A 14614-nucleotide genomic window follows, 5' to 3' on the forward strand; every position below is an offset into this window, starting at 1 on the left:
AATATCAAGGGAGAAAAATATGTCATTACATCAAGAATGTCAACAACCTTTAGTCAGCGTTGTTATCCCCACCTATAATCGACCAGACTATCTCAAGCAAGCGATCGCAAGTGCAATAAAACAAACTTATCAAAATATTGAAATTATTATTTCTGATAATTGTAGTTCCGAAAATCCCCAAGCAATTGTCGCATCTTTTGGTGATTCACGTATCAAATTTTGGCAGCATCCGCAAAATATGGGAATGTTAGCTAATCAGCAGTATGGCTTTAAAATGGCGCAAGGTAAATATGTTGCTAGTCTACATGACGATGATATTTGGCATGAAGACTTTTTAGCAAAGCTTGTACCACCACTAGAAGCCAATTCTGATTTGATTCTCGCTTTTTCTGACCAATACATTATAGATGCTAATGGTATAATTAATCATACTGGTACTGAAGAAAACACACGCGCTTACAAGCGAGATAAACTAGCAAAAGGAATTTATAAACCTTTTTTCAAAATTGGATTGGTAGATAAAAGTATACCTACTGCTGCATCTTGTGTAATTCGCAATAATTTGGTGGATTGGTATAATATTCCTTCAGAAGTTGGTGGAATGTGGGATTTATATTTAACCTATCTATTTTGTATATCTGGTTATGGTGCTTACTATTGTCCTGAAAAATTGACGCGATATCGCGCCCATGAGCAAACTGATACTATGCTCAGTGGTAGTCGAGATGTACAAGCAAAAATTCGTAAAGCTAAAAGCGAAATGTTTTGCTATCAAGTATTTATGGAAGACCCTCGGTTACAGGAATTTAGAACTCATTTTCAGCAGAAATGGTTAGAAGCTAATACTACTTTGGGAATTGGTTTGCTACGAAGCGAACAGATAGCCGCAGCACGTCCTTATTTTTGGCAAGCGCTGAATCAACAAAAATTTAATGTGCGAACTATGGCAGCACTTAGTCTTAGTTTTACGCCGCGATTTTTAACAAGTAAGTTAATCGGGGTATCGAAATAATATCTCAATATCTCTGAGTTGAGGAATTTATTTGTTAAAAAGACCTCTTGCATAAGTCGAATAGACCCCACCCCCCTTAATCCCCCCTTATAAAGGGGGGAAACTTGAAATCTTGTCCCCTCCCCAATACATACGGGGAGGGTTGGGGAGGGGTAATTCAAGGATTTTATCCTTAAGGAAATAGTGTATGAAACTTTGTATTGTTACTCATAAAATAAAAAAAGGTGATGGTCAAGGACGGGTAAACTATGAGGTTGCTAAGGAAGCAATTTGTCGCGGTCATCACTTGATATTATTAGCTAGTGAAGTCGCACCAGAACTAGAAGAAAATAGCCAAGTTAATTGGGTTAAAATTCCAGTCAAAGGCTATCCTACAGAATTTGTGCGTAATTTCATCTTTGCCCAAAAAAGTGCAGATTGGTTACGTAAACATCGCTCTGACATTGATTTAGTTAAAGTCAATGGAGCAATTAATCTGGCCGCGGCTGATGTGAATGCTGTACATTTTGTCCACAGTTCATGGTTGCGATCGCCTGTTCATATTTCTCGCAACCGCCGCGATTTATATGGTTTTTACCAATGGCTATTTACGGCTTTTAATGCCCGTTGGGAAAAACAAGCTTTCCAAAAAGCGCAGGTTGTGGTGGCTGTATCTGAAAAGGTAGCCCAAGAATTAGTCAACATTGGTGTACCGCGTTCTCGAATTAAAGTAATTGTCAATGGTGTAGACCTAGAAGAGTTTACCCCTGGCCCAAGCAATCGCCAAAAATTAGGTTTACCGGAGAATGTCACCCTAGCCCTGTTCGCTGGAGACATCCGCACACCCAGAAAGAATTTAGATACAGTCTTACACGCCTTGGTGAAAGTTCCCGATTTACATCTGGCGGTGGTAGGTCATATCGAAGGTAGTCCCTTCCCACAACTAGCGGCTTCTTTGGGGTTAAGTGGACGCGTGCATTTTGTCGGATTTCGCCGCGATATCCCCGAAATTATGCGGTCAGTAGATTTATTTATTTTTCCTTCCCGATATGAAGCTTGTAGCCTCGTATTGTTAGAAGCACTTTCTTCAGGACTACCAGTAATTACTGCCACAGCTACCGGGGGTGCAGAGTTGGTGACACCAGAATGTGGCATCGTTTTAACCGACTCAAATGATATCGAAGCTTTAGCTGTGGCGATGATGTCCTTGGTAAGTGTAGATATGCTCATGCAGCAAATGAGTCAAGCTGCTCGTTCTGTGGCAGAACAACACAGCTGGACTACTATGGCACAAACTTATGTGGATTTATTCGAGGAGTTAAGCAAGAATGCGGAACACCGTTCTGATACCGACTTATCGCCGTCCACAAGACCTCTCACGCTGCCTTTTGGCGCTACAGGAGCAAACTAAACCAGTCGATCAGGTGATAGTGGTTGTCCGCGATACGGATGCAGAAACTTGGCAATTTCTGGCTCAATACACAGCGCACAACTTGCCACTGCATCCCGTGAAAGTGACACAACCGGGGGTAGTAGCAGCTCTCAACGCCGGATTGGCAGCAGTGGAGGGCGATATTGTTTCCATTACTGATGATGATGCCGCACCTCACCCGGATTGGTTAGAGCGGATTGCGGCTTACTTTACCTGCGATCGTCGCCTCGGCGGACTGGGAGGGCGTGATTGGATATACCACGGCAGCAAATTAGAAGATGAGTCCCGCCCAGTAGTGGGACAGTTGCAGTGGTTTGGGCGAGTCATTGGCAACCATCACCTGGGAGTGGGAGAACCCCGCGAAGTCGATATTCTCAAGGGCGTGAACATGAGTTTTCGTACCCAAGCTATCGGACAACTGCGCTTTGACGAGCGGATGCGCGGTACTGGAGCGCAGGTACACTTTGAAATGGCATTCACCCTGGCATTAAAACGGGCTGGTTGGAAGATCATTTACGATCCTCGCGTTGCTGTAGATCATTTTCCGGCACAACGTTTTGATGAAGATCAGCGAAATAATTTTAATGAAATTGCCTTTATTAATTTAGTCCATAATGAAACCTTAGTTTTACTAGAGCATTTGTCATTTTTCCGCCGGATTGCATTTTTGTTCTGGGCAGTATTTGTGGGTACGTGCGATAGTTTGGGCTTAGTACAATGGCTGAGATTTTTACCTACCCAAGGGCAGTTGGCAGGGAAAAAGTTATTAGCATCTTGGCGTGGACGTTGGCAGGGATATAAACAATTCGTAATTCGTAATTCGTAATTCGTAATTTGTCATTTGTCATTTGTCATTCGTCATTGTAGATTGATTATTTCATTTTGAATTCTTTTGAAGCCATTGGGTTTACTTATGCGTAAATCTAAAATCCAAAATCTAAAATTGAATGAATTCTAAGCAGATACTTTTCAATAGTTTTTTACAAGAAAACTATTCTCCCGAAGAGCGATCGCTACAGGGTTGGATGGCGATCGCAGGCTTTATATTACTAACTGTAGTTTGCTATTTTGGTGGTGTTACTGCCGGATTGCGCCTGATTTACCCGGCGACAGCTTTAGTAGTAGCCTTATTTTTATACTTGCGGCATCCCATTCTCTACATTGGCTTTACCTGGTGGATTTGGTTTCTCACACCCTTAGCGACTCGCTTAGTTGATTATCGAGTGGGTTGGGATGCTAGCCGTCAAATGCTGATAGCACCCTACTTAGTGGTGTTTATAACTATAGCAACATTTTTGCGACACTTTCCCCGCGCTTCTCGCCAAGGGGGTTTGCCGTTTGTTTTGGCTTTTATCGGAGTTTTCTATGGCTTTCTCATCGGTCTAATTTACAACCCACCTATCCCTGTAGCACGCGGATTGATGGATTGGCTCAGTCCGGTTATTTTCGCTTTTCACTTATTTATCAACTGGCGAGATTATCCCAGCTATCGCCAGAACATTCAACGAACATTTCTCTGGTCTGTGTTGATTTTAGGAACTTATGGCGTATATCAATTTGTAGTAGCTCCTGAGTGGGATAGGTACTGGCTCATCCAATCAAAATTATTCATGAGTTCTGGAAATCCTGTACCTTTCGGGATGCGCGTCTGGAGTACATTACACTCAGTCGGCCCCTTTGGTTCTGTTATGCAGGCTGGGTTACTGTTATTATTCACCGGTTCAGGAAGCTTAATTTTTCCGGCTTCAGCTGTTGGTTACTTATCTTTTCTATTAACACAAGCACGTACTAATTGGGGAGGCTGGTTATTTGGAATAATTATGATTATGGGTTCAGTCAAAGCCAAAATTCAAATGCGCTTAATTACCATAATTGTGGTCATGGCTATTTGTGTTGTGCCATTGACAACTATCGAACCAATTGCTGGAGTAGTAGCAGCACGTTTTGAAACTTTTTCTAATATTCAAGAAGATGGCAGCTTTAAAGATAGATCGGGAACTTACGACAGAAATCTTGGTTTAGCCCTTTCTAATGGTCTAGGTAACGGCTTAGGAAATATTTGGAAGGTCAACGAAAAAACTGGTCAAATTGAAGTAGTAGTAATTGATAGTGGCATTTTAGATATGTTTTTCACCCTTGGTTGGTTTGGAGGCATATTTTATATGGGTGGATTAATCTTTTTGATTATTACTGTTAGCAGCTATGGTGAAGGTCGTTTTGATAGTTTTGTCAGTGCTGCCCGCGCCATTGGGATCAGTTCTGCTTCACAGTTAGTTATCGGTAGCGGGATGTTGAGCGTGTCAGGGATGATTCTTTGGGGATTTTTAGCTATGGCTATGGCAGGACATAAGTACTATAGCAATCCTCAGATGTTCTCCAATATTTCTAACTTCTCTAAAAAATCGAGAATCTCATAAATCTTATCACTTAAATAGGACTTTTATAGATTATGAAAGTAATTATTGTTATGCCACTGGCCGAGCAACGAGGCGGTGGTGAAATGATGCTTTGGGATTTGGTGCAACAGGGACGTAATGCTGGTGTTGAGTGGCTGGTGATATTTTTAGAAAACGGCCCGATGGTGGAACAAGTAAAGTCTCTTGGTATTGATGCGCGAGTTGTAGAAAGTGGACGTTTACGCCAAATCCACCGTTTTATTGGCGCTGTTTTGCGGATTGCTGCGATCGCCCGCCGCGAACGTGCAGATATAATTGTCAATTGGATGTGGATCGTGCATATATCGGGAGGTTTGGCGGCAATGTTGGCGGGCTTGCCTGCTGTGTGGTATCAACTAGAAGTACCTAGCGATAAAACTTGGTTGGTACGAATCGCTACTTTAATCCCAGCCCGTGCAATTATCACTCTTTCGCAAGATGGCAAGCAAGCACAGGCAGAGATTTGGCCGCACAGACCAACGCCTTTAGTTTATCCTGGTGTCGCATTAGACCGATTTGAGCCTAATGCTTTACCAACTCCAGAAGAAGCACGGCGAAAATTAGGCTTACCTTTACACGGGCCTTTGATTGGAATTGTGGGACGATTGCAACGATGGAAGGGAATGCACGTATTGGTGCAAGCAATGCCCAAAATTTTGCAGAAGTATCCCGATGCCCATTGTGTGGTGGTTGGCGGTAAGCACGATTTAGAACCAGATTATGAGGACTTCTTAAAAGCCGAAATCGCCGCTTTGGGCTTGAAAGACCAAGTAATTATGGCTGGACTACAGCGTAATATCCCGGAATGGGTGCAGGCAATGGATGTATTTGTTCATGCATCGGATAAAGAACCCTTTGGAATTGTGATTATTGAGGCGATGGCACTGGGTAAACCTGTAATTGCTGGCAGTGCAGGCGGGCCGACAGAGATTATTACTGATGGGATGAATGGACTATTAACACCTTACGGCGATGCAGATAAATTAGCGATCGCAATTCTCCGCTATCTTGACGAGCAAGAATTTGCCCAAAGTGCGGGAGTCGCTGCTAGACAACGCGCCCTCGATTTCTCAACGCAGAATTATGCCCAAAATTTTATTAATGCAATTCGTTCTGTAATGCCTAGCCCTTTATCACAATAATTTTGATAGGTTTGTAAGCTAAAACACATCTAATTTGTAGATGAGAATTTTCTCAACATCTTGTGGGGTGGGCATCTTGCCCGCCCTGATTATACAACTTGAATGCTGATTAGCTTAGTAAGCACTTTAGTCGCAATATAAAAAAGATTTATGCAAAAGGAATTAAATAAATGTTGATTGATAGTCGCAAATTACCAATAGATGAAATTATCAATACGGAAGTTTGTATAGTTGGTGCTGGCCCAGCAGGAATTACACTCGCACGAGAATTAATTGGGCAAGACTTTCGAGTATGCTTACTAGAAAGTGGTGATTTGGAATTTAATCAAGAAACTGCATCTCTTGGTGAAGGTGAAACGGTTGGAGATCCTTTTCCACCCTTACAAGATATGCGTCATCGTCAATTTGGTGGAATGGCTAATGTCTGGAATATTGAAATTAATAAAAATCAACTTGGTCTGAGGCACGTGCCGTTAGACGCAATAGATTTTGAACAACGAGATTGGGTTCCATACAGTGGCTGGCCTTTTAGTAAATCTCACCTCAATCCATTTTATCAGCGCGCGCAAGCAGTCTGTAAACTCGGTTCTTTTGCTTATGAAGCTGAAGCTTGGGAAAATGCTCAATCTCCTCGGATACATTTCACAAGCGACCGAGTTACTACCAGTATGTTTCAGTTTGGCCCGCGCGATATTTTCACCAATGAATATCGCCATCAAATCAATCAATCTCCTAATATAACTACATTCCTCAACGCCAATGTGGTAGAAATTGAGGCAGACGAAACAACTCAAACAGTGAAACGCGTGCAAGTTGCTTGTTTATCTGGTAATAAATTTTGGGTTGTTGCAAAAGTATTTATTTTAGCCGCAGGTGGGATTGAAAACGCGCGTTTGTTATTACTATCAAACAAAATTCAAAAGAATGGATTAGGCAATCAACATGATTTAGTGGGTAGATTCTTCATGGATCATCCTTTTATCCGTTGTGGTATGCTTGTTCCCCAAAATCGCAAAATCTTTAATTCGATGGCTTTGTATGATTTACGCCGCGTGAATAATGTCACAGTCATGGGAAAATTTGCGCTGACAGAACAAGTGATGCGCCGCGAGAAATTACTAAATATGACCGCGTTGTTATATCCCAGAGATGAAAGGTATAGATCGGCGGCAAAGGCTTCTGCAAAAATTTTGTTCTCTTCAGTTCGACAAAGACAGTTACCTAAAAATATTTTTCAGCATTTGCAAAATGTCATAACGAATATTGATGATTTAGTAAGTGATTGGTATAAATATAATTTCAAAAAAGAATATTTATTCCCTGATTTGAGTCATGGAGGATGGTCTGAGCGTGAAGGTAATGAACAGAAATATACAAAATTTGAAGTTCTCAGCCAAACTGAACAAACCCCAAATCCAAATAATCGGGTAACACTCAGTAATCAACTAGATAAACTGGGTTGTCCGCAAGCAAAATTAATTAATTATTGGAGCGAAATAGATATTTGCAGTGTGAAGCGATCGCAGTTAGTATTTGCACAAGAGTTTGCTAGCACCGGACTGGGTGAGTTGCAGATTGAATTAGATGGAGATCGTCCAGTTGCTTCTCTTAGTACCCATCATAATATGGGAACAACGCGTATGCATCACGACCCAAAACAAGGAGTAGTCGATGCAAATTGTCAAGTTCACGGCATCTCTAATTTATTTATGGCAGGTAGCTCTGTTTTCCCTACAGGAGGCTATGCTAATCCGACGCTGACCATTATCGCCTTGGCAATTCGATTGGCAGACCATCTGAAAGCTGAATTGTCTCACTAAGTATAACTTTGTGTAAAATCGTCACGTTTTAGATGTAGCGATCGCCTGCTTTTAGTTTAAACTCCAGTATAAAGCAACTATACCAGGAGTTGCCTATCTGTTATTATCAGTTCTGTTCAAGTCAGATAGAAATTATTCTCGGAGATAAACAATGGGCAAGAAATATGATGTTTATGGTGTAGGTAATGCTTTAGTAGATATAGAATACGAAGTATCTCCAGAGTTACTACAAAAGCTAAAAATTGATAAAGGTGTAATGACACTTCTAGATGAAGACAGTCAAAATCATATTTTGGAAAATCTCAAAAATCTTCATTGCCATAAGAGTTGTGGAGGGTCAGCAGCAAACACAATAGTGGCAATTAGTCAACTAGGAGGAAAAACTTTTTATTCCTGCAAAGTAGCTAATGATGAATTTGGAGACTTTTACATCGAAGATTTAGTCAACTCTCAGGTAGATACCAACTTAAAAAATGGCGATCGCCAATCAGGAATTACAGGTAAATGTTTGGTGTTAGTAACTCCCGATGCAGATCGCACCATGAATACATTTTTGGGAATTACTGGAGAATTTTCTACACAAGAATTAGTATCATCAGCGATCGCTGATTCAGAATATCTATATATAGAAGGATATTTAGTGGCTTCTCCTACAGGAAAAGAAGCAGCTATAAAGGCTAGAGAAATAGCTGAAAAAGCGGGAGTAAAAACTACCATGTCCCTATCTGATTACAACATGGTGAAGTTTTTTAAAAATGGTTTATTAGAGATCATTGGGCCTGGTTTAGACTTGATTTTTGCTAATGAAACTGAAGCATTAGAACTAGCAGATACAGAAGATTTTCAAGTAGCTGTAGACAAACTAAAAACCCTGAGTAAGAAATTTGCCATTACTCGCGGTTCCAAGGGTTCAGTAGTATTTGACGGTCAGAAATTAATCGAAATCGCTGCACCTCAAGTAAAAGCTGTAGATACAGTAGGAGCAGGAGATATGTATGCAGGAGCTTTCCTCTATGGAATTACCCAAGGTATGAGCTATGAAGAAGCCGGAAAATTAGCATCGGCCGCAGCTTCTAAGATTGTTACATCCTATGGGCCAAGATTAAAAACTGAGGAGTTAAAGGCATTAGTTATTGCTTAGAGGATGTTTGAAAAGTATCGTATAGCATATTAAATTTTGACATTACCCCCCCAACCCCCCTTACAAAGGGGGGCTTTAAGAAACTATTTCCCCCTTATAAAGAGAGGCTTTAAGAAACTATTTCCCCCTTATAAAGAGAGGCTTTAAGAGACTATTTCCCCCCCTTTCCAAGGGGGGGTTAGGGGGGGTATTAGATACTTTGGGTAACAAATATGGGTAAGCTTTTTGAGACTTAACGAGAAAAGCCAGTTAGCGAATGTTGTACCAGCCAGCAATGTAAGCCCACCATTAACAGCGCCAATGGCAGCATCAACATTGGGATGATTTCTAAAGTTGTCCAACTTGCAACCCAGCCTGCTCCAGTGGGTACGATCGCTGCCCCCAAACTGGCAGCACTAGTGGCAATGCTAACAGCCGCAGGAACATAGGGATCTGGTAATCGTTGAGGGATTAACCAAATGGTTGCAGGAAAGATGGCTGCCAACCCAAAGCCAATCAACGGTAAGCTAATCCATTGATCTGGCAGTTGCCACCAAGCCAGCAATCCAATGATTACAAGACTGAGCGACATACTGATTGTGCGGACTGCCCCAAGCGATCGCAAGAAATAACCTAAGATGAAACGTCCCAGTGTTAATCCCACCCAGTAAGCACTAACGCTGTAACCAGCAATCAGCGTGGGCGTGTGACGAGCGACAGACTGCACAGTGTATGCCCAGTTACCAATGCAGGCTTCAGTGCCAACATAAACCAGCAAAAGTAGCCCAGTTAGCAGTACTATCGGAGTTTGCAGCGCTCTGCCCAGATTTTCTAAGGCAGTTGTCTTTGATGGCAATACCCGTACTGTCATTGGTGTGTAGTTGAAGATGATAACACCCAGCACGCTCACAATTAATAAGCTGACAATCCCGGCTAATACCCCATAAACTTGCCGCCAGTTCATGCCAACTGCTAACAAAGTAGTAGCGATCGCCGGGCCTGAAAGAGCGCCAATACCATAGAAAGCATGGAGCAAACCAATCAAACTAGCACTGCGGGAATCTTGCACAATGTAGGTATTAATGCCTGCATCAATCAACCCAATGCCCAATCCTAACGCCGAGCCAGTGGCAACCATGAGAAACCAAGAGGGTGAGATGGCATAGATCGTCAGTGCCATCGTCAGCGCACCCGCAGCAATCAACAGCATTCGCGCTAACCCCAGGCGACTACTCACCAGACTGCTGGTGAATGCTGCCAGAATGTAGCCGCTAATTTGACTGAGAAACAGCGGGGTGACGGTTGCGGGAGTCAAGTTATAAGTAGACAGAATGGAGGGCAGAAGAACTCCTAATCCTGCTTCAGCAATGCCAATGGCAATAAAGGCATAGAAAGCGATCGCCGAACCTATCCACAGAGGCGGTAAGGTGCGTTGATAGTCTGTCATTGGCTGGAATGCTCCTGGATCGGAAAATTTGACTGCTGAGATTTACTCTAATTGCAAGAAACTTATGATTGTGCAAAGTATGAATAGTTAAAAAGATTTTTATAACTACTAAATAGCATTATTAGTAATTATCTCAAAATCTCATCACTATGTTGCTAAAAAGTTTGCAATGATTTCTCTCAAACCCTTGTAAAAACTGGATTGCAAATTTTCCGAAAAGTTTATTTATGCTTAATCTTTGAATGCTTGAGCTGCTAAAAACGCTAATGCTGCTGTACCAGCGATCGCACCCCACTGAAGAAGCGGATTTTTTTCTAGCCAGTCGGAAATGCTAGGTATAACTAAGTGACCATAATCTCCGTTAACTCTGTCGTCTTCAGCAACAGGTTGGTAAAAATTATTTGGTGCATCTTCAGATTTCGCCTCAGAAGAACGTAGTAAATCGAAGCCGACGAGCAGTAACAGTGAATCTACTAATGATGGTGAGATGCGCTGTACCACATCTAATATTTTAGCTACATCCCCAACTAAGTAGTCACGAGTTGGATGTTCGGCTACGTAGAGGATAGCATCAGCTACCAGTTTAGGGTTGTAGTAAGGTGGTATCCCCGAAGGCTTTACGCCTAATTTCGTCAGACCATTATTCCAAAAGGGAGTGTCGATCACCGCAGGTTTCACACTCGTGACGCTGATGGGCCATTTTTCATGTTGCAACTCAAGGCGCATGGCTTCGATAAAGCCCTCGACTCCGTGCTTGGCTGCTGAGTAAGCACTTTGGTAGGGGAGCGATCGCTTACCTTCCATTGAAGAGACATGAATTAGTGCCCCCCGTCCCTCACGCTTCAAATGGGGTAGGGCTGCCATTGCACCATACACTTGTCCCATGAGATCGACATCAATGATATGCTTAAACTCTTCTGGTGTTATGTTGTCGAAAGTGGCAAAGATGCCGATCGCAGAGACGTGTACCCATGTATCGAGTCGCCCGTACACTTCCACAGTTTTATCTGCGATCGCTTTAACTTGGTCAAATACTTCCACATCAGCTACGTAAAAAGTTGCCTCACCGCCAAAGCCGCGAATCTCCTCCACTAAAGACTTTAGCTTCGACTCACTCCGAGCCGAGACTACGACTTTTGCGCCGCCTCTAGCAAACTCAAGAGCTGTGACACGTCCGATTCCACTGGAGGCTCCGACGACAGAAACGACTTGCTGATTGATTGGCTTTAATTGCATAAGTGTTACGTTTTAAAATAAATTAGGAATTGGGAATTGGCTTCGAGAATGTTAGAGACTTTAGCTTCAATAGGTAATTCAGCCACTTTGTTAGTATCAGTTGTTATTAAAAATATTTTTTAATAACTCTGATAGTACATATATATGTTAATTATTATTACGGTTGCATTTCTCTGTCTATTGGGGAATCTGAAAGCGCCACAGGAAGTAGATTTCAGGGGGCAGAGGGGCAGGGGGCAGGAGGCAGGGAGCAGGGAGCAGGGGGCAGGGAGCAGGGGGCAGGGAGCAGGGGGCAGGGGGCAGGGGGCAGGGAGCAGGAGGCAGGGAGCAGGGGGCAGGGAGCAGGGAGCAGGGAGCAGAAGTTCTAAAGGGAGACTGGGAGGGAGAGGTCTGTCGAACTCACGTTAACCAAAATTATTCAGCAGACCCCTAATCTAAAACCCCTATACTTTAGATGTACAGGGGTTATTTCAGCTGGCGCGGAATGCTTGAAGGAAAAGGTTAACTTGTATTTCATCCAATTAAAAACTTAAAAATAGCCATAGACAAAGCTGTACTTATTCAGGATAATATACCCCGGTTAATGTTTGCAATTGTGAACTAACAGCACTTATGTAAGTTCGATCATTTAAAACTTGTGCTGGTAATTTTTTAGCCTTGATCGCAGCTTTGACTAAATCTTTTGCAGTAATATTTCCGCGCTGACCTTGAGAAATCAAAACTCCTCCGCTAGGAACTCCTTGCTGTTTGAAAGCACCTTGGTAAGCAAGATTAACAAGATTAAACGGCTGAATATAGCTGACATTGGTAGAATTACTGCCTAATGCATCAGGATTAACTGCTGTATTTATTGATCTGGCTGTTTGAGCGCTAGCAATGCCAGATGTGAAGGCAAGAGAGGCAATGATAACTGTAGAATTTATCAATGTTGTTAATTTCATCAGGTACTCCTTAAGTAGAGTGAAGTGCAATTAATAGTTTCTACTAATAGATTCCTCTTATTTATAGAAATTAACCTCATACAATTGACTCACCCAAACGGTTGAATTGCCTTTCATCCAAATGGGTGACTTGTTGCTGCCTTCTCGTTTTGGCATATTGGTAACAGTAACCACATCTCACAACTCAACGATGAAACTGTCTCGGAGATGAAAGTCAGCCTCCGCGCCTCGATGAGTTAACGCCCAGTAAGTCACCTCACCATCTCTGTGTTTGATAACTGTAGTAATGCTAATTTCGATGGCTTGGTTTGCCGAGACGATTTTATCCAAATCGATATCTAACGCAAGTGCTAAACTGTCAACTTGATTCTGAACGCTAAACGGTAGCTTTTCAAAAGCAGTTTCCTCTTGCATTCCTTGACGATATCCATCAAAGCGATAGACATTCCAGTGTCCAGCAGGGGAGAGGTTGAATTCCCAATATCGTGCAGAATCTTTAATGCCAAGAAAAAACTCGAAGCAGGTATCTTCCCAAAGTTTATGCTTGCGTGATGGTGCATTTGATGTTGGAGCAATTGCAATTTTTTTTAAGTCACCTCCAAGGTTGTAGCTGATGGTAAGTTGATTAACATTTCGGGAGATATTGCCTGTAATTTTCAAATGAGGAAAAGACTCGGTACAAGGGAAGGATTGCAAGGAAAATGTCTGCTTGTTCATTTCATATCTTTGATAATTTTGTGAATCTGCGTTTCTTGAGATTCAATACTTTCAGTCAGCTTAAACTGGACGATCGCTCTTGCTAAGTTATGTTCTGGGTGCTTAACTTTAAAGTAGACATTCCCGGCTAAATAATCAGCAAAAAATCTCAGTCCTAGTTCAAAAGTAATTAGACGAATGGCATCATAGATATATGCATAATCATTCTCGGTCAGAAATGCCTTAGCCACAGCAAGATAACCTTGGAGGATTTCTTGACACAAATCGGTATCGAAATAAATACTTTCCCAATTCTCGGTTTCTTCGCCAGCAGGATTGCAACCCGATCGCAGACAATCGCCAATATCGTAATGTACCAGACCGGGTTTCACGGTGTCTAGGTCGATGACGCTAACGGCTTGCTGGGTAACAACGTCAAACATCACGTTATTGATTTTGGGATCGCCGTGCATCAGACGTAGGGGTAGCTTGCCTTCAGCTTTGGCATTTTCTAAGATATGTGCAAAGGCTTGGCGATCGCTAACAAACTGTAAGCAATAATTAACTTCCGAAGATTTAGGCGCACTAGTTTTCGGCAAAACTTCCTCGTAATGCTGGAGATAAAACGGTGTAATATGGAAGCCTTCGAGGGTGTCAGCAAGTTTTTCTGCTGGCAAATCGCTGATTAGATTGTGAAACATTCCCAAGGCATAACCGATTTCTTTGGCGTGGGAGCGATCGCCCATACTATCAAAGGACTGGGAGCCTGGAATAAAGCTGATTGCCCGCCAAAATGAGCCATCTGCATCCCTCCAGTGGTCTTGAGCGTTTTTGGTCAACAGTACGCGTGGCACTTCCCAGCGACGATTCAGGGGTGTATCCTGCAACCTTTTTTGAACGTGTTCAGTTAAGGTACGCATATTCTGCATAATCAGTTGTGGCTGACGAAACACCTGTGTGTTAATGCGTTGCAGGACAAAATGTTGTTCTTTTGAAGAATCTAGAGTTGCTAAAAAGGTGTCATTTATATTACCACTGCCAAATGCTTTAACGCCTGTAACCTTCCCCAGTAGGGCGAATTGGTTAGCGATCGCCTCTAGATTTCGGGTATCCTGTGTATTGAATTGTTCTATCATCTGTTTCATCTCTACTACTCCTCACGTACATTGCACGAAAGCAATAGGGGATATCGTAGCGCAAGTGTCAAGATAATTTGTAATTCGTAATTCGTAATTCGTAATTCGTAATTGATTAACGAGATGTCAATTATGAATTTTTAAAAGTACTAGAGCAATTCTGAATCCATTTGTGAAAAACAAGCTCCCCAACTTTTCAAATAAGTCGGGGAGTTGCG

At 42.3% G+C, this 14614-nt stretch carries 12 protein-coding genes; 7 read left to right on the forward strand and 5 right to left on the reverse strand.

Annotated elements, in window-relative coordinates; genetic code table 11:
- Positions 1 to 19 precede the first annotated feature (19 nt).
- From RMZ95_RS15975 to RMZ95_RS16005, 7 genes are all read left to right on the forward strand, one after another.
- Positions 20 to 1012 carry a glycosyltransferase family 2 protein gene (locus tag RMZ95_RS15975; protein WP_322673814.1) on the forward strand — a complete coding sequence of 331 codons (993 nt, stop codon included), beginning with the start codon at positions 20 to 22 and terminating at the stop codon, positions 1010 to 1012.
- 187 nt (positions 1013 to 1199) lie between these two features.
- Complete coding sequence (locus RMZ95_RS15980) at positions 1200 to 2402, forward strand: glycosyltransferase family 4 protein (protein ID WP_322683741.1); 1203 nt, start codon at positions 1200 to 1202, stop codon at positions 2400 to 2402.
- Entirely contained in the window at positions 2320 to 3249 is a 930-nt protein-coding gene (locus RMZ95_RS15985; RefSeq protein ID WP_322683742.1) for a glycosyltransferase family 2 protein, read from the forward strand. Before RMZ95_RS15980 ends, RMZ95_RS15985 begins: the two co-directional genes overlap by 83 nt.
- 121 nt (positions 3250 to 3370) lie before the next feature.
- Positions 3371 to 4840 carry an O-antigen ligase domain-containing protein gene (locus RMZ95_RS15990; protein ID WP_322683743.1) on the forward strand — a complete coding sequence of 490 codons (1470 nt, stop codon included), beginning with the start codon at positions 3371 to 3373 and terminating at the stop codon, positions 4838 to 4840.
- A 32-nt stretch (positions 4841 to 4872) separates the two neighbouring features.
- Positions 4873 to 6000 (forward strand): glycosyltransferase family 4 protein, encoded by a 1128-nt coding sequence (locus RMZ95_RS15995; protein WP_322683744.1) that lies wholly within the window; start codon positions 4873 to 4875, stop codon positions 5998 to 6000.
- Positions 6001 to 6170: 170 nt separating this feature from the next.
- Complete coding sequence (locus RMZ95_RS16000) at positions 6171 to 7820, forward strand: GMC family oxidoreductase (protein ID WP_322683745.1); 1650 nt, start codon at positions 6171 to 6173, stop codon at positions 7818 to 7820.
- A 151-nt stretch (positions 7821 to 7971) separates the two neighbouring features.
- Positions 7972 to 8961, forward strand: a complete 990-nt coding sequence (locus tag RMZ95_RS16005; RefSeq protein WP_322683746.1) for an adenosine kinase — start codon at positions 7972 to 7974, stop codon at positions 8959 to 8961.
- 232 nt (positions 8962 to 9193) lie between these two features.
- On the opposite strand, the gene RMZ95_RS16010 is transcribed toward RMZ95_RS16005, so the two are convergent.
- The 5 genes from RMZ95_RS16010 to RMZ95_RS16030 all read right to left on the reverse strand — a co-directional run bounded on the left by RMZ95_RS16010 (position 9194) and on the right by RMZ95_RS16030 (position 14396).
- Positions 9194 to 10387, reverse strand: a complete 1194-nt coding sequence (locus RMZ95_RS16010; RefSeq protein ID WP_322683747.1) for an MFS transporter — start codon at positions 10385 to 10387, stop codon at positions 9194 to 9196.
- 231 nt (positions 10388 to 10618) lie between these two features.
- A complete protein-coding gene (locus RMZ95_RS16015) occupies positions 10619 to 11623 on the reverse strand; it encodes an SDR family oxidoreductase (RefSeq protein WP_322683748.1) in 1005 nt (334 codons plus the stop codon).
- A 557-nt stretch (positions 11624 to 12180) separates the two neighbouring features.
- Complete coding sequence (locus RMZ95_RS16020) at positions 12181 to 12564, reverse strand: hypothetical protein (protein WP_322683749.1); 384 nt, start codon at positions 12562 to 12564, stop codon at positions 12181 to 12183.
- 177 nt (positions 12565 to 12741) lie between these two features.
- The gene (locus RMZ95_RS16025) at positions 12742 to 13281 is read right to left on the reverse strand and encodes a DOMON-like domain-containing protein (protein WP_322683750.1); all 540 of its coding nucleotides are present in this window, start codon (positions 13279 to 13281) and stop codon (positions 12742 to 12744) included.
- A complete protein-coding gene (locus RMZ95_RS16030) occupies positions 13278 to 14396 on the reverse strand; it encodes an aminoglycoside phosphotransferase family protein (protein ID WP_322683751.1) in 1119 nt (372 codons plus the stop codon). Before RMZ95_RS16030 ends, RMZ95_RS16025 begins: the two co-directional genes overlap by 4 nt.
- Positions 14397 to 14614: the final 218 nt, after the last annotated feature.

It is taken from the genome of Nostoc sp. DedQUE07 (genome assembly GCF_034530975.2).
Classification (GTDB): domain Bacteria; phylum Cyanobacteriota; class Cyanobacteriia; order Cyanobacteriales; family Nostocaceae; genus Nostoc.